The organism is Feifania hominis, assembly GCF_014384765.1.
GTDB classification, from domain to species: Bacteria; Bacillota; Clostridia; order Oscillospirales; family Feifaniaceae; genus Feifania; species Feifania hominis.
The window spans coordinates 80,817-99,165 of record NZ_JACRSP010000001.1 but is presented as its reverse complement, the minus strand read 5'-3'; the positions used below and the strand labels follow the sequence as shown (position 1 = coordinate 99,165).

Annotated in this window: 22 protein-coding genes; all 22 read right to left on the bottom strand. The window is 59.3% G+C overall.

The features are described 5' to 3' along the window. Nucleotides 1-18 precede the first annotated feature (18 nt). The 22 genes from H8695_RS00510 to H8695_RS00405 all read right to left on the bottom strand — a co-directional run bounded on the left by H8695_RS00510 (nucleotide 19) and on the right by H8695_RS00405 (nucleotide 18,337). On the bottom strand, nucleotides 19-570 hold the full coding sequence (locus tag H8695_RS00510; RefSeq protein ID WP_249298817.1) for an ATP synthase subunit B family protein: 552 nt from the start codon (nucleotides 568-570) through the stop codon (nucleotides 19-21). Continuing rightward, nucleotides 567-1,064 carry a pantetheine-phosphate adenylyltransferase gene (gene coaD, locus H8695_RS00505; protein WP_249298816.1) on the bottom strand — a complete coding sequence of 166 codons (498 nt, stop codon included), beginning with the start codon at nucleotides 1,062-1,064 and terminating at the stop codon, nucleotides 567-569. Before coaD ends, H8695_RS00510 begins: the two co-directional genes overlap by 4 nt. 4 nt (nucleotides 1,065-1,068) lie before the next feature. Next, the gene (gene rsmD, locus H8695_RS00500; protein WP_249298815.1) at nucleotides 1,069-1,623 is read right to left on the bottom strand and encodes a 16S rRNA (guanine(966)-N(2))-methyltransferase RsmD; all 555 of its coding nucleotides are present in this window, start codon (nucleotides 1,621-1,623) and stop codon (nucleotides 1,069-1,071) included. A 56-nt stretch (nucleotides 1,624-1,679) separates the two neighbouring features. Next, entirely contained in the window at nucleotides 1,680-3,509 is a 1,830-nt protein-coding gene (uvrC, locus tag H8695_RS00495) for an excinuclease ABC subunit UvrC (RefSeq protein WP_249298814.1), read from the bottom strand. A gap of 73 nt (nucleotides 3,510-3,582) precedes the next feature. Next, nucleotides 3,583-3,846, bottom strand: a complete 264-nt coding sequence (locus tag H8695_RS00490; RefSeq protein WP_249298813.1) for an HPr family phosphocarrier protein — start codon at nucleotides 3,844-3,846, stop codon at nucleotides 3,583-3,585. A gap of 83 nt (nucleotides 3,847-3,929) precedes the next feature. Continuing rightward, a complete protein-coding gene (locus tag H8695_RS00485; protein WP_249298812.1) occupies nucleotides 3,930-4,421 on the bottom strand; it encodes a DUF4330 domain-containing protein in 492 nt (163 codons plus the stop codon). A 12-nt stretch (nucleotides 4,422-4,433) separates the two neighbouring features. Then, nucleotides 4,434-4,922, bottom strand: coding sequence for a DUF4330 family protein (locus H8695_RS00480; RefSeq protein WP_249298811.1), 489 nt, complete (start codon nucleotides 4,920-4,922; stop codon nucleotides 4,434-4,436). Next, on the bottom strand, nucleotides 4,922-6,022 hold the full coding sequence (locus H8695_RS00475; RefSeq protein ID WP_249298810.1) for a glycosyltransferase: 1,101 nt from the start codon (nucleotides 6,020-6,022) through the stop codon (nucleotides 4,922-4,924). The genes H8695_RS00480 and H8695_RS00475 overlap by 1 nt, the downstream gene beginning before the upstream one ends. Continuing rightward, nucleotides 6,019-7,926: an O-antigen ligase family protein gene (locus H8695_RS00470; protein ID WP_249298809.1), complete on the bottom strand. Its 1,908-nt coding sequence runs from the start codon at nucleotides 7,924-7,926 to the stop codon at nucleotides 6,019-6,021. The genes H8695_RS00475 and H8695_RS00470 overlap by 4 nt, the downstream gene beginning before the upstream one ends. 65 nt (nucleotides 7,927-7,991) lie before the next feature. Then, the gene (gene trmD, locus H8695_RS00465) at nucleotides 7,992-8,762 is read right to left on the bottom strand and encodes a tRNA (guanosine(37)-N1)-methyltransferase TrmD (protein ID WP_249298808.1); all 771 of its coding nucleotides are present in this window, start codon (nucleotides 8,760-8,762) and stop codon (nucleotides 7,992-7,994) included. After that, nucleotides 8,759-9,262 (bottom strand): ribosome maturation factor RimM, encoded by a 504-nt coding sequence (gene rimM / locus H8695_RS00460; RefSeq protein WP_249298807.1) that lies wholly within the window; start codon nucleotides 9,260-9,262, stop codon nucleotides 8,759-8,761. Before rimM ends, trmD begins: the two co-directional genes overlap by 4 nt. 70 nt (nucleotides 9,263-9,332) lie before the next feature. After that, entirely contained in the window at nucleotides 9,333-9,569 is a 237-nt protein-coding gene (locus tag H8695_RS00455; RefSeq protein ID WP_249298806.1) for a KH domain-containing protein, read from the bottom strand. Nucleotides 9,570-9,586: 17 nt separating this feature from the next. Next, nucleotides 9,587-9,829 (bottom strand): 30S ribosomal protein S16, encoded by a 243-nt coding sequence (gene rpsP, locus H8695_RS00450; protein ID WP_249298805.1) that lies wholly within the window; start codon nucleotides 9,827-9,829, stop codon nucleotides 9,587-9,589. A 56-nt stretch (nucleotides 9,830-9,885) separates the two neighbouring features. Continuing rightward, complete coding sequence (ffh, locus tag H8695_RS00445; RefSeq protein WP_249298804.1) at nucleotides 9,886-11,223, bottom strand: signal recognition particle protein; 1,338 nt, start codon at nucleotides 11,221-11,223, stop codon at nucleotides 9,886-9,888. Nucleotides 11,224-11,235: 12 nt separating this feature from the next. Then, entirely contained in the window at nucleotides 11,236-11,559 is a 324-nt protein-coding gene (locus H8695_RS00440; RefSeq protein WP_249299491.1) for a sigma factor-like helix-turn-helix DNA-binding protein, read from the bottom strand. A 194-nt stretch (nucleotides 11,560-11,753) separates the two neighbouring features. Beyond that, complete coding sequence (locus tag H8695_RS00435; RefSeq protein WP_249298803.1) at nucleotides 11,754-13,130, bottom strand: NAD(P)/FAD-dependent oxidoreductase; 1,377 nt, start codon at nucleotides 13,128-13,130, stop codon at nucleotides 11,754-11,756. A gap of 11 nt (nucleotides 13,131-13,141) precedes the next feature. After that, nucleotides 13,142-13,795, bottom strand: coding sequence for a cysteine hydrolase family protein (locus H8695_RS00430; RefSeq protein ID WP_249298802.1), 654 nt, complete (start codon nucleotides 13,793-13,795; stop codon nucleotides 13,142-13,144). Between the two features lie 5 nt (nucleotides 13,796-13,800). Further along, a complete protein-coding gene (locus tag H8695_RS00425; protein ID WP_249298801.1) occupies nucleotides 13,801-14,208 on the bottom strand; it encodes a SoxR reducing system RseC family protein in 408 nt (135 codons plus the stop codon). Further along, the gene (locus tag H8695_RS00420) at nucleotides 14,208-15,080 is read right to left on the bottom strand and encodes a patatin-like phospholipase family protein (protein WP_249298800.1); all 873 of its coding nucleotides are present in this window, start codon (nucleotides 15,078-15,080) and stop codon (nucleotides 14,208-14,210) included. Before H8695_RS00420 ends, H8695_RS00425 begins: the two co-directional genes overlap by 1 nt. Nucleotides 15,081-15,132: 52 nt before the next feature. Then, entirely contained in the window at nucleotides 15,133-16,362 is a 1,230-nt protein-coding gene (locus H8695_RS00415) for a CdaR family protein (RefSeq protein WP_249298799.1), read from the bottom strand. Beyond that, on the bottom strand, nucleotides 16,359-17,246 hold the full coding sequence (gene cdaA / locus H8695_RS00410; RefSeq protein WP_249298798.1) for a diadenylate cyclase CdaA: 888 nt from the start codon (nucleotides 17,244-17,246) through the stop codon (nucleotides 16,359-16,361). Before cdaA ends, H8695_RS00415 begins: the two co-directional genes overlap by 4 nt. A gap of 170 nt (nucleotides 17,247-17,416) precedes the next feature. Next, nucleotides 17,417-18,337 carry an SPFH domain-containing protein gene (locus tag H8695_RS00405; RefSeq protein WP_249298797.1) on the bottom strand — a complete coding sequence of 307 codons (921 nt, stop codon included), beginning with the start codon at nucleotides 18,335-18,337 and terminating at the stop codon, nucleotides 17,417-17,419. Between the last annotated feature and the right edge of the window lie 12 nt (nucleotides 18,338-18,349).

Below are 18,349 nucleotides of genomic sequence, written 5' to 3'. Positions count from 1 at the left end.
AGTCGGTGCTGCCGTCGGTTACAGTCTGTTGTTTTTAAAGGTCTGATAGGTCTGACGCACGTCGGTCAGCGCGGCGCCCAGCACCTCGCTCATCTTGCGCATCATATCGTCGGCATAGTCGTTTGCCATCTGTTTCATCTCGCGGACTTTTTCGTTGGTCTCGCTCATCAGATCGCTCACATGGCGGTTGGTGTCGGCAACCAACGCGCTCGCCTGCTCGTTGGCGAGATTGACGATGTCGGCCGCCTGCTTCTTCGCCGAGGCGAGAAGCTCATTTCCCTGCTTGCGCGCCTCGAGCACGATCTCATCCCGGCTGACCAGAGCTCTCGCTTTCTCCTGCGCGTTTTTGACAATGACCTCGGCCTCATGGCGGGCCGTGGTGATGATGTCGTTTCGATCCTTGACGATCTTCATCGCCTGCTCAAGCTCGCCCGGCAGACTGTCGCGCACTTCGCGCACCAGCTCCCGGATGGTCTCGGCGTCCACCACGCACTTGCCGTTTGACAGCGGCAGATTCCAGGCCTCATCAATGACATCTTCCAAGCGTTCAATACAATCCTGTGTATTCATTTACTCTCCTCCGTTTCGGCAAGGCGTTTCTCTATTTCTACCCATATCTGCGGCGGGATATAATCTTTGATTTCACCGCCGGCGCGCGCAATCTGCCACACGGTGCTGGAGCTGACGTGGAGAAGCTCCGCCCGCGCGGGCAGCAGCAGAGTCTCAACCGGCTGCGCGCCGATTTTGCGGTTGATCTGCGCCATTCTCGTCTCCATGGCGTAGTCCATGAAGTCGCGCACTCCCTTGACCACGGCGGCCGCTCCGATTTTCTGCACATAGTCCGCGAGCAGTCCCTCGTAGACGTCGACCGACACGCCGGGGATCCCCGCCACGCACTTCTCGAGCATGGCGACGCGCTCTTCGAGCGAGAAGCGCGGCGTCTTTTCTCTGTTTACAAGCACCGTCACCACCACCCGGTCAAACAGACCGGCCGTGCGGCGGATCACATCCATGTGGCCGATGGTCACCGGGTCGTAACTGCCGGGACAGACAGCTGTTTTCATCGTCTCACCTTGTCTCTCTTCGATAGACTTCGATTCTGACCTTGCCGTAGCGCGCGCTCTTGCCCTTGACAAGGCAGCCGGCCGTCTCGGGCAGCTCTTTTTCAAGCCCGCACTCGCACACGACCACCGCGTCGTCGGTCAGAATGTCCCCGTTTGCCAGATGCTCAAGCGACCGCTCGAGATCATCCTGCTGATAGGGCGGATCGAGAAAGACGAGCCCGTAGCGCCTCGTCCGCTGTGCAAAGGAGAGCATACGCAGATAGTCGATGGCATAGATCTCGCCGCTCTGCTCCAGGTCGGTGCGCAGAAGGTTGTCCCGAATGCAGTCGCAGGCGCGCTGGTCCAGATCGCAGAAATCGCAGTGCCGCGCGCCGCGGCTGAGCGCCTCAATGCCCATCTGGCCGCTTCCGGCAAACAGATCGAGCACGTCGCGCCCCTCGATTTCAAATTGTATCTTGCTGAAGACCGCCTCCTTGACGCGGTCGATGGTGGGTCTTGTGTCAAGGCCGGGCGGTGTCGTCAGACGGATGCCCCGGGCCGTGCCGGTAATTACTCTCATGATTCACTCCCACTGTGCTTGTTCCTCTCCATCATACAACACCGCAATTCCCGCCGTCAAGAAAGTTCCCCGTAATGCCGCTTGATGTTCTCGGCGGCGCGGCGGGTCATTCCCTTGACACGGCACAGATCGTCGATGGATGCGCGGCGGATGTTCTCAATGGTCTTAAACTCCGTGAGCAGATTCTTCACCCGCGTCGGCCCGAGCCCCGGTACGGCCGAGAGCCCTGATCGCAGCATCTTCCTGCCGCGCGTGCTGCGGTGGTATTCGATGACAAAGCGGTGGACCTCCTCCTGAATCCGCCCGACAAGCACAAAAGCTGGACTCGCCGGTGAGATGGTGATCTCCTCACTGTCGGTGGTGAGGCCGCGCGTGCGGTGGCGGTCATCCTTGACCATGCCGAAGACCGGCACGGGAATCTCCATCTCCTCGAGCAGAGGCCTCACGGTTGCGACATGCCCCTTTCCGCCGTCGAGCAGCAGCAGGTCGGGCAGCGTGTCAAACCCCGCGTCCCCCTCCTGATAGCGCCGGAAGCGCCGGTAGAGCACTTCGCGCATGGCTGCGTAGTCATCCTGTCCGTCAAAGCTCTTGATCTTGTATTTTTTATAGCCGCTCTTCTTCGGCTCGCCGTTTTCAAAGACGATAATCGCGCCCACTACATCGCTGCCGGCGGTGTTGGAGATGTCAATCGCCTCAATGCGCACCGGCGGCTTTGGCAGGCCGAGCTTCTGCTGAAGCTCGGCGATGGTCTTTTTGACTTTCTCCTCGCGCGGCAGCATGCGCGCGAGCCTGTCCTGCGCGTTCTTGCAGACCATGTTGGTGAGCTTTTTGAGCTCCCCGCGCTGCGGTACGCGCAGCCTCACCCTGCGGCCGGCCCGCTGGGTGAGAAAGGCCTCGATGAGCTCGCGGTCCTCCACATCTCCGCTGAGCAGAATCTCGCCCGGGATGTCGCGGCGCACCTCATAGAACTGCTTGACAAATTCCCCGAGGGCCGCAGGCTCGTCGTCGTAGTCCTCCGGGGCAAAGACAAAGCTCTCCTCCTGGGCGAGCTTGCCCGAGCGGATGAGGAAAACCTCCACCACCGCCTGAAAGGCGTTTTTGTAAAAGCCGATCACGTCCCGGTTGACGCTCGGCGCAGCCACCACTTTCTGGTGGTCCGCAAGCTTGCGTATGGCGGTGAGCCGGTCACGGTAGAGCGCGGCTTTCTCAAAGCTGAGCGCCTCGGCAGCCTCGGTCATTTTCTGTGTGAGCTCCTCGGCGACCCGCTCATAGCGCCCCTCAAGAATCTCTACGGCCTGGTCAATGGCCTCGCGGTACTCCTGCTCGCTGATTTTTCCCGTACAGACTCCCATGCAGTTTTTGATGGAGTAGTTCAGGCAGGGGCGCTCTCTGTCAAAGTCGCGCGGAAAGCTCTTGTGGCAGGTGGGCAGCTTGAACATGCGGTTGATGGTGCGGATGATCTCCCCCACGCTGCCGCTGTAGGGCCCGAAGTAACGCGCTCTGTCATCGAGGCGGCGGCGCGTCATGCTCAGGCGCGGATAGGGGCTGTCCACATCCAGTTTGATGTAGGGGTAGTTCTTGTCATCCTTGAGCAGAATGTTGTACTTTGGCATGTAGTGCTTGATCTGCGAGCACTCGAGCACCAGCGCCTCCAGCTCGCTGTCGGTGATGATCACGTCGAAGTCGTCGACATTCTGCACCATCCTGTAGACCTTGGGCGTGTGGCGGTCAATGCCGTTGAAGTACTGTGATACCCGGTTTTTGAGCAGCTTCGCCTTGCCGACATAGATGATTTTGCCCGCCTTGTCGCGCATCATGTAAATGCCCGGCGTCATGGGCAGCTGTTTTACTTTTTCCTTGAGTCTTGCCAGAGTCTTCTGATCCAATGGTTTGCCCTCCGAAGCCGAAACCAAAAAAGACGAAAGCCCGCTTAAGCTTTCGTCTTTGGAAAGGCGTGGATTATTCGTCGAAGTTGGAATTGATCAGCTCTACCAGAGCGTTGACCGCAGTCTCCTCATCGGGGCCGTCAGCGATGATGGTGATGCGTGTATCTTTCGTGACGCCCAGGGACAGGACGCCGAGCAAACTCTTCGCATTGACCCGCCTCTCATCTTTTTCAACCCAGACGGAGGATTTGAACTCGTTTGCTTTCTGAATGAAAAACGTCGCCGGACGCGCATGTAATCCAACCTGATTCTGAACGGTAGCTTCTCTAGAGAACATATTGGAACGCCCCTTTAAAATCAATTTTACTACTTACGATTGTACAGGAATTTTCGCTGTTCGTCAATCCCCTATTTGCCCTGTTACTGGGCCTGAATCTGTCTGACGCTGACAAACTTGCCGTTGGAACACACGCGCGTGGTCGCCACCTTGATCGAGCCGTTCGGCGCGACGAGACGGTTGCCGTTGATCATGTAGCCGTCGTCGGTGACCTTTCCGTCCCCCTCGGCGGTGATGAGCAGTTTGTACCGCTCGGGCACGAGAGCGCTCACAACGGTGCCATCACTCTTTTCAATGATATCATAGTATGGCTTCATCTCAACCTTTGTGACAACGCCGATCTGCGCATCCGTCTCGTCGTCAAAGATCGGGTCGCCCACATAGATGGCGTTGTACGTGTATTCGCGAACGCTCTCAAGCATGACCACATACTCGATTTTCGCGTCGTTGGAGGTGACCTTCACCTTTTCAATGAAGTTCCCCTTGAGCATCACAAAGACGGCTGCCGCAACGACGAACAGCAGGATGACCAGATCGAGAACGTTGACACCGAATACTTTACCCTTTTTGTTCATGGTTCATCCCTCCTATTTCGTCTTCATGGTGATGCAGTACGAGGTGCCGGCAAAGTTCTTCGACTGCAGCGCGATCTCCGAGCCGACGCCGAAGACGTGTCCGTTTACCGATACCCGCCCGCCGGAGAGCTTGCCGTCCGCCTCGCAGGTGATCACAACCGTGTACCGGTCCGGCACAGGTGTGAGGTTGATCGTATCGTCGATGAGATTTCGCGTGAGCTTCTCATAGGGCTGCACATCCACACCGACAATCTTGCCCAGGCGCACCTTGCGCACGCCCTCCTTGACATAGTCGCCGATGCGCGGCGAATAGGCGACCTCCTGCGGCACGTTTGTGATTTCGAGCTGGTAGGTCACCTTGGTGCCCGCCGCCAGAATCGTACCGCCCTTATCGCGGTTGAAAAACCAGAAGACGGCTGCCGCAACCGCGATCACCAATACGATAATCAGCACGTCAAACAGGTTGAAGCGGTGTTTTTTCTTCATCTGTTTCTTTTCCATCAAACTCTCCTCGCTTCCTGATACAGTTGCTGCGTCCTGTCGACGCACCGTTCTATCGTAAACTTCTCCCGGTAAATGCGCTCACCCGCAGCGCCGAGTGTGCGGGCGAGCTCCGGCTCGTCCATGAGTCTTGCCATGCCGCGTGCGAGCGCCGCAGCGTCCGACCGTGCGGCCAGAAGACCGCTGATCCCGTCGCTCACCGCCTCGCGCACGCCTCCGACATCGGTTGAGAGAACCGGCAGCCCGGCCGACATGGCCTCGAGCACCGAGAGAGGCATGTTCTCGCTCTCACTTGAGAGGACAACCGCGTCCGCCGCCCGATAGACGTCCGCCGCACCGGCGATCTCTCCGGTGAAGACCGTCTGCCCGCCGATGCCGAGCTCCCGCGCGAAGCTCTCGAGCGCCCCGCGCAGGCTTCCGCCGCCCACAATTAAAAACCGGGCGTTCGGATGTTCCGCGGCGGCAAGAGCCGCCGCCCGCAGGAAAGTTCTGTGGTCCTTAATTGGTTCAAGGCGCGCGACGATGGCAAAGACAAAGGCATCCGGCTCAAGGCCGAAGCCTCGCCGCAGCTCCTCCCGGCGTCCGGGTGAGACCGGTTCAATGGGAACTGTTCCATTGTAGATGACAGTGATTCGACCGGGGTCGGCGCCGTTTGCAATCAGATTGCGCTTTGCGCACTCGCTGACCGCGATGATCCCATCGCTGTAGCGCCGGTCGAGAAAGCGCCAGACGGCGCGTTTGACGCCGCTTCGCTCGCCGTCGAGCGTGTGTTTGGTGTAGATGGCCGCGGCGTCTGTGTACCGGCGCGCCGCCACCCGGCCGGCAAAACTGCCGTGGGTGTGTACGACATCGGGGGCAAGGCGCCGCAGCGGCTCCCGCAGCGCCGTCACAATCTGCCTGTCATAGGAGCGGTCGGGCGCCATGGGAACTTCCACGACCTCGGCGCCTGTCTGCCTGAGAAGCGGCGTGATGGCGGCCCCCCGCGGCACGAGGACACTGAGCTCGATGAGCGCCGGATCGTAGTGGCCGGCAAATTTCAGCACCCAGGTTCCCGCGCCGCCGATGTTGCTGTCGGAGAGAATCTGCGTCACGCGGATCATAGCGTCTCGCCCCTCTCCTCAAAGTGGCTGCGGTAGGCGCTTGCCGTAATGCCGACAATCACCCAGAAGAACAGAAAAATCCGGTAGTTGAACCACACATTGTCGGTCAGGCCCTGCACCAGAATACCGAGCATGCCGCAGCCGAGCCCGAGCAGCATGACCCTGGTGAAACGGTCGGTGACCGTCGCATAGCCGCCGAAGACAGTCTTGAAGTAAAACAGCAGCACCAGCGCAAAGCTCACAATGCCGACAATGCCAAGCTCGATGAACAGATTGAGGTAGAGGTTGTGCGCGTGCAGCGCGTACCCCGCCCCGCTGAGCGCATAGGACGGGTAGACCAGCATGAACACCGCGCTCCCGGTCCCGATGCCGGTGCTCCAGAAGTCGCGCACCATCTTGAGGCCCGCTGTCCAGATCGAGACGCGGTAGGCCGTTGAGGTGTCGGCGAGATTGCCGATGCTCGCGAAGCGCTGGACGATGTTGGCCGGCAGAACCATCGGCAGAAAGGGCAGCGCCAGAACCAGCAGCAGCGCAAGTTTGGCAAACACTCTGTCGTAGAGCACCAGGAAGACGGCAAACGCCAGAATAAACGCCACCCACGCGCCGCGCGAGAACGTGAAGATCAGACTCAGTCCCATCACGCCGAATGCACCGAGGCAGAAGTATCTCGCTTTGCCTCTGGTCACGCAGAAGAGCGCTGCGGCAATGGGCACCATAATGACCAGATACTCGCCGAAGACATTGGGGTTGTCAAACGGGCCGAAGACACGGCTGCCGATGTTGGTGAACATCGTGGTGTCAACCCAGATCAGCGAGCGCTCCACACCCACGACGTACTGAAACAGTCCCAGCAGTCCCGCGACGGCGCCCGAACCCACCATGCCGAAGAGCGCCCGTCGCACAAGCTCGGTGCTGCGCAGCGTGTTGACAATGACAAAGTAACCGAGAATGAACACCGTGTATACCAGAACGTTTTTCAAGCTCTGCGCCGGAAGCGCCGACGTGATGCCGCCGAAGAGAATCAGCGCCGCCAAAAAGAAGAGGATCATCAGATCGAGAAACTCAAAGTGAATCGCGCGCTTGCCTCTGATGTACTTGCAGGCAAACGACACCAGCGTGATGCCCATCAGCCCCACCAGCGCCATGGTCGGCAAAAATGGCAGAAGCGTTGCGGTGAGTAGGACACCGAGCTCGGTCACTTTGAAAATCATCAGCACGAGCACAAGGCCAATCAGCAGGCCCGGCAGCAGATAGAACGGGAACAGATAGGTGGACAGCCCGCACGCAAGCCCCACTGCCAGCGGCACGATGGGCCGGGTTGCCGCAGGGCCGCTCTGCTCGAGCCACTCGCTGCGAAAGCCCGCCACGTCGACAATCAGCCAGTGGAAAAAGCGGCTCTGCAAAACTGCCTGCGCGATGGAGAGGTGGCTTGTCATAAACAGAAAACCGGCGATCACAGCAATGACGGCGATAAAGTCCTCGGTGTTGAACAGCGACGCCGAGCCGCCCATCAGATAGCGCAGCACCGACATGCCGACGATTCCCGCGCCGAACGCGATGAATCCAAGCCCCCACGAGATCAGATTGGTCGAGAGCAGGTAGGCCGAGAACTGCGAGACAATCCCCGAAAAAACACTCTCGTCATAGAGCTTAGTCAAATACTTTTTAATCGCCCTCGCCGGCTTGGCCGGCAGGTCGACAAAGATGCGGTAAAGAAAGCTGTCTTTCTTCTTCTCCGTGAAGCTCGGGTAGGTCGTGAGGACCCCTGCAAATTTGCTTTTTGCCCCCTGGCGGTAGAAAAAGTCCGTGATCTTACCCGCGATTCGATTGAAAAAACTGCCCTCGGCTACGTTGTGCAGCCACTCGCGCAGCCGCGCGCCGGGGCCTCGTCTGTCCTGTTCCATTGTTCTCTCCCATTTGTCAGGGTGTGGTGTTGCCGCCGGTGAAATGCGGCGGCCATATGACGTTATTATACCTGTTTTTTCTCAGAGTTGTCAAAATCTTCACGCTGCTCCCGGATGAGCTCTTCGAGCACTTCCCGGTCCCGCTGCGTGAGCTGCGCCTGCTCGAGCAGGTCGGGCCGTTTGCAGAGCGTCTGGCGCAGCGACTCGCGGCGCTTCCACTGTTCGATGTTTTTGTGGTGGCCCGACAGCAGCACCTCCGGCACGGCGAGGCCCTCATACTCGGGTGGGCGGGTGTACTGCGGGTACTCCAGAAGCCCTGTGTAGATGCTCTCGTTCTCAAAGCTCTCCCGCTCGCTGAGCACCCCCGGCACCATGCGCGCGACCGCGTCGACCACCATGAGCGCCGGCAGCTCGCCGCCGGTGAGCACATAGTCCCCCGCCGAGATCTCCTCGTCGACGAGCAGCTCGAGAATCCGCTCGTCGATTCCCTCATAGTGGCCGCAGAGCAAAATGAGATGCTCACAGCCGAGCAGTTCCCGCGCGCGCTGCTGGGTGAAGCGTCTTCCCTTTGGCGAGAGATAGATCACATGGCCCCTGCTCCCCGCCTCGGCGCGCACGGCATCCACCGCGCGGCGAACCGGGTCGACTTGCATCACCATACCCGGACCGCCGCTGTAGGGGTAATCGTCGACACGGCGGTGCCTGTCGAGCGAGTAATCGCGGATGTTGTGGGTGTGAATCTCGATGGTTCCCGCCGCCTGTGCCCGGCCGAGAATGCTCTCGTCCACCACGGCGCGGCACATGTCGGGAAACAGCGTCAGAATGTCAAATCTCATAGGTCAAACAGCCCCTCAAGCGGCCGGATTTTCATCACGCCGCCCGCAGGGTCGGTCTCGACGACCACCTGCGCTATGGCGGGGATGAGCACTTCGCGCCCCTCGTCGTTCTTTACGAAATACACGTCGTTCGCACCGGTCTGGCGAACCTCCGTGATGCGTCCGTAGTTCTCGCCGGTGTCGACGTCCACCACGGCAAGGCCCATCAGATCCTGCACGAAGTAGCTCCCCTCGGGGAGCTCGACGTCGTCTCTATCAAAGTAAACGACCTGCCGCAGCAGGCTCTGCGCCCGCTCGACCGTGTCGTAGCCCTCAAAGTGAAAGAGCACCTGCCCCTTGTGAACCCGCGCGCTCTTCACGCGCAGACAGGTGCCGTCGTGAAGATACAGGTTGTCAAAATCGAGAAGCACCTCGGGCGCGTCGCTCCACGCGTCGACCTTCAGCTCTCCCCGCACGCCGAATGTTGCGACAATCTTTCCGGTGTCAATATACTGTTTCATCCTGTTCCTCCTCTGTCAGGGCAGTGGAAAGGCGGCTTTCTGAAAAAAGCCGCCCGACATCCTGCGGACCTCAGTCCACAATATCCACTTGTACCTTGACGTTCTCCTTGGTGGCGGCCGCCTTGATGACGGCGCGGATGGCCTTGGCGATCTTGCCCTGCTTGCCGATCACGCGGCCCATATCGTCCGGCGCGACCCGCAGCTCGAGCACGACCGTGTCGTCCTGCGCCTCCCGCGTGGTCACACGGACCGCCTCGGGATCGTCCACGAGATTTCTTGCAATTGTTTCAAGCAATTCCTTGCACATGATACCCTCCGGTTCCCTTAGAGAACACCGTTTTTCTTGAGCAGGACCTTCACGGTATCGGTCGGCTGCGCACCATTGCTGATCCACTTCTTGACCTTCTCCGCGTCGACCTTGACCTCGGACGGCTCCGTCATGGGATTGTAGGTGCCGACCTCCTCAATGAATCTGCCGTCTCTGGGATAACGGGAATCCGCGACGACGATGCGGTAGAACGGGTTCTTTTTGGCGCCCATTCTCTTGAGTCTGATTTTAACTGCCATTTCATTTCACCCCTTTTATCTGTTATTCATGTATACTAAATTTTCAGTATAGCCTGTTAAAAGAACGGAAATCCCCGCCGCCCCGGGCGGCGTTTCGCCCCCATGGAGGAGAACTGCTTGAGCATCTTCTTCGACTGCTCAAACTGCTTGAGCATGCGGTTGATGTCCTCCACCCTGGTTCCGGAGCCCGCTGCGATGCGCTGTTTTCGGCTGCCGTTGATGATTTCGGGGTGCAGCCGCTCACGGTCGGTCATCGAGAGAATCATCGCCTCGGTCTTGGCGAGCGCGCCCTCGTCGATTTTGGCGTTTGAGAGCTGCGAGGCGTTTACGCCCGGCAGCATGGAGAGCACCTGGTCCATCGAGCCCATGGACTTGAACTGCCGCAGCTGATCGAGAAAGTCGGTCAGATCAAACGTCTCGCGGCGGATCTTCTGTTCGAGTTCGGCCGCCTTTTTCTCGTCGAAGCTCTCCTGCGCTTTCTCGATGAGGGTGAGCACATCGCCCATTCCCAGGATGCGCGAGGCCATACGGTCCGGGTGGAACTCCTCGATGTCGCTGAGCTTTTCGCCCACGCCGATGAATTTGATCGGTTTTCCCGTGACATGCTTGACCGAGAGCGCCGCGCCGCCACGGGTGTCACCGTCCATCTTGGTGAGCAGGATGCCGTCGATGCCGATGGCCTCGTTGAAAGCCGCGGCGGCGTTGACTGCATCCTGGCCGGTCATGGCGTCCACCACGAGCAGAATCTCAGTGGGGTTCACGGCCTGTTTGATGTTTTTGAGCTCCTCGATGAGCACTTCATCGATGTGGAGCCGGCCGGCGGTGTCGAGAAACACAAAGTCGTTGCCGTGGCGTTTCGCATGCTCCACCGCCCGCTTTGCAATGGAGACCGGGCTCTCGCCCTGCTCCCCCGCAAAGACCGGCACGCCGACCTGCTCGCCGACGACCTGCAGCTGTTTGATCGCGGCCGGGCGATAGACGTCGCAGGCCACGAGAAGCGGGCGCTTGTTCTGCTTTTTGTAGAGGCCGGCGAGCTTGCCCGTCTGGGTGGTCTTGCCGGCGCCCTGCAGGCCCGTCATCATCACAATGGTGGGCGGCGAGGACGAAACCTTGATCTTGGAGACACTGCCGCCCATCATCTGGCAGAGCTCCTCGTTGACAATCTTGATCACCTGCTGGGCCGGGGTGAGGCTCTCAAGCACCTCGATCCCCACCGCACGCTCGCTCACACGGGCGACAAACTCCTTGACGACCTTGATGTTGACGTCGGCGCCGAGCAGCGCGAGCTTGACCTCGCGCATGGCCTCCTTGATGTCGGCCGGGGTGAGCTTGCCCTTGTTTTTCAGTTTTTTAAAGGCGGCGGAGAGCTTCTCCGTCAGCGATTCAAACCCCATTGGTTTCCTCCGTCAGTCCTGGTCCGATTCCAGTTCGGCAAGCGCCGTCTCCATCTCGCGAAGCAGATCGCGCAGCGGCGTTGAAAAGAGATAGAGGGCGTTGAGCTCCTCCATTTTCGCCAGAATTTCGTGAAGCGATTCGGCGGCGTGCTCGGCGTGGAGCATCCGCTCGCCGAAGCGGAGCTTTGCCTCAAGTTCAAGCAGCAGCGCCTCGCCCCGCTTGATGCTGTCGCGCACACCCTGGCGGGTGATGTTGGTGTGCTCGGCAATCTCGGCGAGCGACAGGTCGTCGTTATAGTAGTAATCCATGACCTCGCGCTGCTTGTCGGTGAGCATGTTGCCGTAATAGTCGAGAAGAAGTGCGAATCTCAAATCCTTACCCTTTATGACGGCCGCCTCCCCCACAAAAAAGTCCCTTTACAACCAGCTGTAAAGAGAACAACTTTACAATATGTGTATAGTATAGCGCCTTTCCACCTCTGTGTCAACCGTCTGCGCAAAAAAAGAGGGCGAAAATTCGCCCTCTTTTTTCATTTCTCCCGAAGAATTTTATCGCCGACATAGAGCCCGTTCGCCGCCGCGTGAGAGAGCGAGCGGGTAAAGCCGGCGCCGTCTCCGACGGCGTAGATCCTCTCGCAGCCGACCAGCGCGAAATCCTCGCAGGCGGGCCGGGCGGAGTAGTACTTGCACTCGACGCCATAGAGCAGCGTATCGTGATTTGCGGTGCCGGGCGCCACTTTGTCGAGCGCGTGCAGCGTCTCGATGATGTTGTCGAGCTGGCGCATGGGCATACACAGCGACAGATCGCCCGGCACCGCGTCGAGCGTCGGCCGGGTGGTCGAATTTGCCAGGCGCGCGGCGTTGGTTCGCCGACCCGCCTCGAGGTCTCCCAGGCGCTGCACCAAAACACTGCCGCCGCTGATCAAATTTGACAGACTCGCGACATAGCGCGCATAGTTGATCGGCTCGCGAAAGGGCTCGGTAAAGCGCGTCGTCGAGAGCAGGGCGAAGTTTGAATTTTCGGTCTTTCGCTCGGCGCTCTTGTAGGCGTGGCCGTTGACGGTCAGCACGCCGTCGGTGTTCTCCGTGACGACACAGCCGCGCTCGTTGAAGCAGAACATCCGCGTGGTGTCGCCGTAGAGCTTGCTGCGGTACCAGATCTTCGGCTCGTAGATTCGCTTTGAGAAGTGGTCCCAGATGACGGCGGGCAGCTCCACGCGCACGCCGACGTCCACCTGGTTGTTGACAAGCTCAATGCCGTTGTTGCGGCACCACGCCGAAAGATAGCCGCTGCCGGCACGGCCCACGGCAAAGACGATGTGCCGCGCGCGCAGCGCGAGCTCCCCCTGCGCGCCCACAGCCCGAATCACATGGTCGTCTTTCCCGACATCCTCCACGCGGGTGTCAGTCATGATGTCGACCCGCTCGGCGATGTGCTCGATCAGCCGGCGCATGGTCTCATAGTTCGCGTCGGTGCCGAGGTGCTTGAGGCTCGCCTGCTGCATGTGCAGATCGTGCTGCAGGCAGAGCGTCTTGAGCTCGTTGTCGGGCAGAAAGCGGTCGGTGTTCGCCCCAAATCGTACGAGCACCGAGTCGGCTTTCTCGATCAGGCCGAGCACGGTCTCAGGCTCCAGAAACTCGGTCAGCCACCCGCCGTACTCGGTGGAGATGATGTACTTGCCGTCGCTGAACGCCCCGGCGCCGGCCATGCCCTCCATCACGGCACAGCTCTTGCAGCGGACGCACTTTCCGGTCTTTTTCTCGATGATCGGGCAGTGACGCCCCGGCAGGGCGCTGCCTTTCTCGAGAATCACAACCCGGCAGGCAGGGTCGTTCTCGCTGATTTCATAGGCGGTCATCAGCCCGCCGATTCCGCCGCCGATGATGGCGACATCATAGTCTCTCATGCCGGCCTCCCTCAGCAGTCGACGCCGCTGACGAGCTCGATGCCGTTGAGCTTCATGTTGTAGAGCGCAAACAGATTCATCAGATCTCCCTCGTGTTCGCCGAGATCGTAGGTCTGCACCATATCGATGGGCACGACGATGCGCCGGGATTCGTTTCGCCGGTTGAAGTGCGAGCGCAGTGTCAGCACAAACTGCAGCACGCACAGATCCGAGCAGACGCCGCCGACGACAAAGGTGTCAATCTGAGAGTGGGCGGCAAGCCACGCCTGAAATTCCTCTTCCAGAAAGCCGTTGACCGCGTATTTTTTGATGACTTTTGCCTGCCGAATGCCGCTGCAGAGCTCACACTCGGCAGTGTTCTCAACGCAGTGGGGCGGAAAGAAAGCAAACTCCGCCGCGCCTTGTGTATGGGTGTCCACAAAGGCCACCTGCTCGATAAAATTCTTTTGGCAGTATTCGCTGAAAGCCTCGACCGGCCCGATTGCCTCGGCGTTGCGCTCGCTTGCGAGAGCGCCCTCATGCACAAAGCCGCGAATCATGTCCACAATGACAAAGGCGGTGCGCTCCGGCTCGAGACTGTCCGCTGTAAGCACGGGCGCGGCGCGCAGCTCATCCTCAATGGCAAAGAGCGCGCGAAGACTGTTTTTTGCTGCAATTTCATTCATCTCTTTTACTCCTTTGACAGAACCGAGAGAACCCGGCCCGGTTTTTCACTCATGTTTCGACTGACCAGTACCGCCGGGACAAAGCCCAGCACCAGTGCCGCGAGCGCGGCGAGCGCTGACAGGCCCTCTCCCGCACCGAGCGCGGCCGCGAAAAAGTATCCCGCAAAACCCAGCGCCAGCGGCAGCAGATAGAGCAGCGCCGCGAGCGCCGCCACTGGCCGCCCGGCGAGCTCCACGAGCACCTCGTCGCCGGGTGCGGCCTGCGCGGTATTGTGAACCTCCATCGTCAGGTCCGGCGCCGCCGCGCACATGCCGCAGCCGCCCGCACAGCCGTCGCCGCAGGCACTCTGCTGATACACCACGACCCGGGCGATCTCCCCCTGAACGGACAGAACTCTTCCTCTTCGCTCCATCAGATCCCCCTCGGCAGAAAGGCCGCCTCAATGAGCTCGTCGAGCTTTTCACGGGCACACTGCTCGCCGATCTCACAGCAGCGCTCCCCCTTGCCGAAGTCAAAGACCTCTACGCCGTCGAGCCCCACATCGAGCGTGTAGTCGGCGTCCCGCGCCAGCGCGGCGTTGCCCGCGTCTCCCATGATGTCGATGGTTCTCACCGCAATGTCAAAGAGGCCCCTGGCCTCGCTCGGGCGGCTGCGGTTTACCAAATTGACAGCGATTACCTTGTCCGCCCCCATACGTCGAAGCGGCGCAACGGGAATGTTCATCAGCACCCCTCCGTCCACCAGGCGGTAGTTCTTATAACTTGTAGGATTGAGAACGACCGGGTAGGAGGAGGACGCCCGCACTGCGGTCTTGAGGTCAACGTCGTCGATGCAGATCACATCATCCCCCGCCGGAAAGAGCGATTTGTCTGAGACGAACAGCACGAGCCGGCCCGAGTTGATGTCCACCGCCGAGATGCACAGCGGAATCTTGACATCGCCTATCTTCTTGATGCTGACTCTTTCAAAGAGCTTATCGATCTCATACTCCAGCGCCCCGCCATCGACGAGGCCCTCGAGTTTGCGCTTCATGTACAGGGGAAAAATTTTGAATTTGGGGTTGGCAAAGATCTTCTTTTTGACAAAGCGCTGCTCGACCTCAAGCGCGGCTTCGCGAATCTCCTGCGCCGGGTAGCCCGCCGCAAACAGCGCCGCGAGTATGGAGCCCATGCTGGCCCCGCTGATGTAGCTAAGCGGGATGTGATTCTCCTCGAGAACTTTCAAGACCCCGATGTGCGCGTAGCCGCGGATTCCTCCGCCGGCGAGCGCCAGTCCCAGTTTCATACCATTCCTCCCATGAGATAAGCGGGCCGGCATCTCTGCCGGCCCGCTGCTTCTACGGCTGTGTGATGTTGATTTTGAGCTTTGGCAGCTCGCCGACAAGTGCCACATCCGCGCCCTCGGTGAGCCGCAGCGTCGGCGTCACCTCATAGGTGCCGGGTTGGAGCATCTTATTCTGCAGATCGACGACCAGCGTGACATCGTCGTCGGTGAGCAGCTCCAGATTTTCCGCAAGGCCGCGCAGCGACACGGTGACCGGGTCGCTCACCACCTCGGCGACATAGCTGTCAAGCAGGTTTTCCACCACGAACTGGTCGCTTGTAAACTCCCTGGTAATCATGCCGCTGACCGTTACGGTGACCCTGGCGCTCCTGATGCTGTCCACCGAGGTGACACCATTGGGATAGATGATGTCAAAGGCGAATTCCGCCGTTCCCTCCACCTTGGACAGGTCGATCTTGCCGACTACGATCTCACTGATGCTGTTGATTACGGACTCTTCACCCGCGATTTCAACTCGGTCGGGCTCGATGGTATGCGTGACGACCGACTGGTCCCAATCCTCGCTCATATTGGCAAATTCCACACGCAGAGGCACCGTCTTCTTTCGGAGCACCGGTACGCTCACGCGGATTTTCTGGGTCTCGCTTGTCACGCCCTCCGGCTCGATGGTGTTGCCGTCGGCGTCCACAAACCGGTAGGGATAATACTGTTTCTCGATGGAGACGTTGCCCTGAAGCTCCACGTCGACAACCGCCTTTGCAATCTTGCCAAGCTCCTGCTCGGGACCCGTCACCTCGATGGTCTTCAGATCGGTCGTCGTCTGGCCGCGCAGATAGTTGTTGTCGTCGATTTCGCCGCTCACACTCACCTGTACGGGGATTTCGCTCATGACGATGCGGTCAACGCGCACGAGTATCGACGAGGGCGTCTTTCTCTCAATGAGCAGATCGCCCACCGGCATGGTGATCTGGACCGGCAGCGAGTACTCGCCGGGCTCGGTGACGTCGTCGAGGTCAACCCACGCGATGATCTCGGCGCTCTGAATGTTGTCGAGAACGCTTCTTCTTCCGCGCACGGAGATCTCAATTTTCTGGTTCTTGCTGCTGATGATGGACAGCTCGTCGCGCGCGGGATTGTTCTGCGCAAACTCAATGCGAACCGGGATGTTTTTAAAAGCCTTTTCGGTCTCGGGATTCTGCATGCCGACAAAGATCCACAGCACAAAGGCGATCAGCACGGCCAGGACCTTGAGCATTCCATTGTTGGAGATGAATTTTTTCACTGCTGCTCGCCCCCTTTCTTCTTTAAAAAGCGGGGCAGGTTGAATTTCTTTTTGGGTGTCTTCGGCATGAGCTCGTTTTCCAACGTCTCGCGCAGCGAGTCGATGTGATACCCGCGGATGATGGTGCCGTTGTTGACGGTCGAAATCTTGCCCGTCTCCTCCGAGACCACAATGACAAAGGCGTCGGAGTTCTCACTGATGCCGATGCCGGCGCGGTGGCGTGTGCCGAGCTCCTTGCTCAGATCGAGGTTCTGCGTCAGCGGCAGAAAGCAGCCCGCCGCGCGGATGCGGTTGTCGCGGAAGATGACTGCCCCGTCGTGCAGGGGGTTGTTTGGAAAGAAGAGGCTGACGATCAGCTCCCCTGTCACCCCGGCGTCAATCACCGTACCGGATTTGATAAACTCGCCGATCATGGTCTTTCTCTCGAAGACCATCAGCGCGCCGATCTTGTTTCGCGAGAGATGTTCGCACGCCGTGCAGACCGCCTCAATGGTGTTTCTGGTCTTGACCTCCTCGCGGGCGTGGCCCACCTCGTCAAAGTTGAAAATCTTGGTGCTGATCTTGCTGCGGCCCACCTGTTCGAGCGCGCGGCGAAGCTCCGGCTGAAAGACAATCAATATGGCGAGCAGACCGAACTGCATGGAGTTTTTCATGATGAAATAGGTCGTGTTCATGTTGAGCAGCTCGCTGACCTGCATCAGGACGACAAGCAACAAAACTCCCTTGATCAGCTGCGCCGCGCGTGTCTCCCGCACCAGTTTGATCAACTGGTACGCCAGAAACGCAACGAGCACCAGATCCAGAAAGTCAAAGAAGCTGAACTCCGAGAGCTGCGACAGAAAGACGCTTTTTACATCGCTGAAGAAACCTGACAGATTATCCATGTCACTTACCGCCGAATCCTGTAGTTTGTCACGGCACCCGTTTGCGCGGCGCCGCTGTTCCCAATGAAATTATTCTATCACAGTTGTCCGGCGCAAAAAAGGGGTTTTTGTATGATTGCGCCGGCGTTTGAAAAAAAGGCAGGCGGGCAAGCCCGCCTGTCTGTACCGGTTCAATCCTTGAAGAGCTCCTTTGCCGAAGCTGCAAGCCCTGCGAGGGACTGAAGCTCGCTCGGGATGATGATCTTAGTCGCATTGCCATCGGCCACTTTCGCCAGCGCCTCGAGCGACTTGAGCGCGAGAACGCTCTGGTCGGCGCCTGCCTCCTTGAGCATGCGGATGCCGTCGGCCGTCGCCTTCTGGATCAGCTCAATGGCCTCGGCCTCACCGGTCGCCTCGCGGATCTTCTGCTCACGCACCGCGTCGGCGTGGAGGATGGCCGCCTCTTTCTCACCCTGCGCCTTGAGAATCTGAGACTCTTTCTGGCCCTCGGCGACAAGAATCTGGCTGTGCTTTTCGCCCTCGGCGCGCAGAATGGACTCGCGGCGCTGGCGCTCGGCTTTCATCTGCTTCTCCATCGCGTCCTGAATCTCGGCGGGCGGAATGATGTTCTTCAGCTCCACACGGTTGACCTTGATGCCCCACTTGTCAGTGGCGACGTCGAGAATGCTTGTAATCTTGGAATTGATGATATCGCGCGAGGTGAGAGTGTGGTCGAGCTCCATCTCACCGATGATGTTTCGCAGCGTTGTCGCCGTCAGATTCTCAATGGCCGACATGGGATTTTCCACGCCGTAGGCGAAGAGCTTCGGGTCGGTCACCTGGTAGAACACGACGTTGTCGATCTGCATGGTGACATTGTCCTTGGTGATGACCGGCTGGGGCGGAAAATCAACGACCATCTCCTTGAGATTGGTGCGCCGCGCGACCCGGTCAATGAACGGCACCAGAAAGTGCAGACCCGTCTCCCACGTGGCATAGTAGGCGCCCAGGCGCTCAATGACATAGGCCTTTGCCTGCGGGACAATGCGGATACGGGATACCAGAAGAATGAGAACGACCAGAATCAGGGCGATGATGATAAAAACTTCCATTGCGCAACTCCT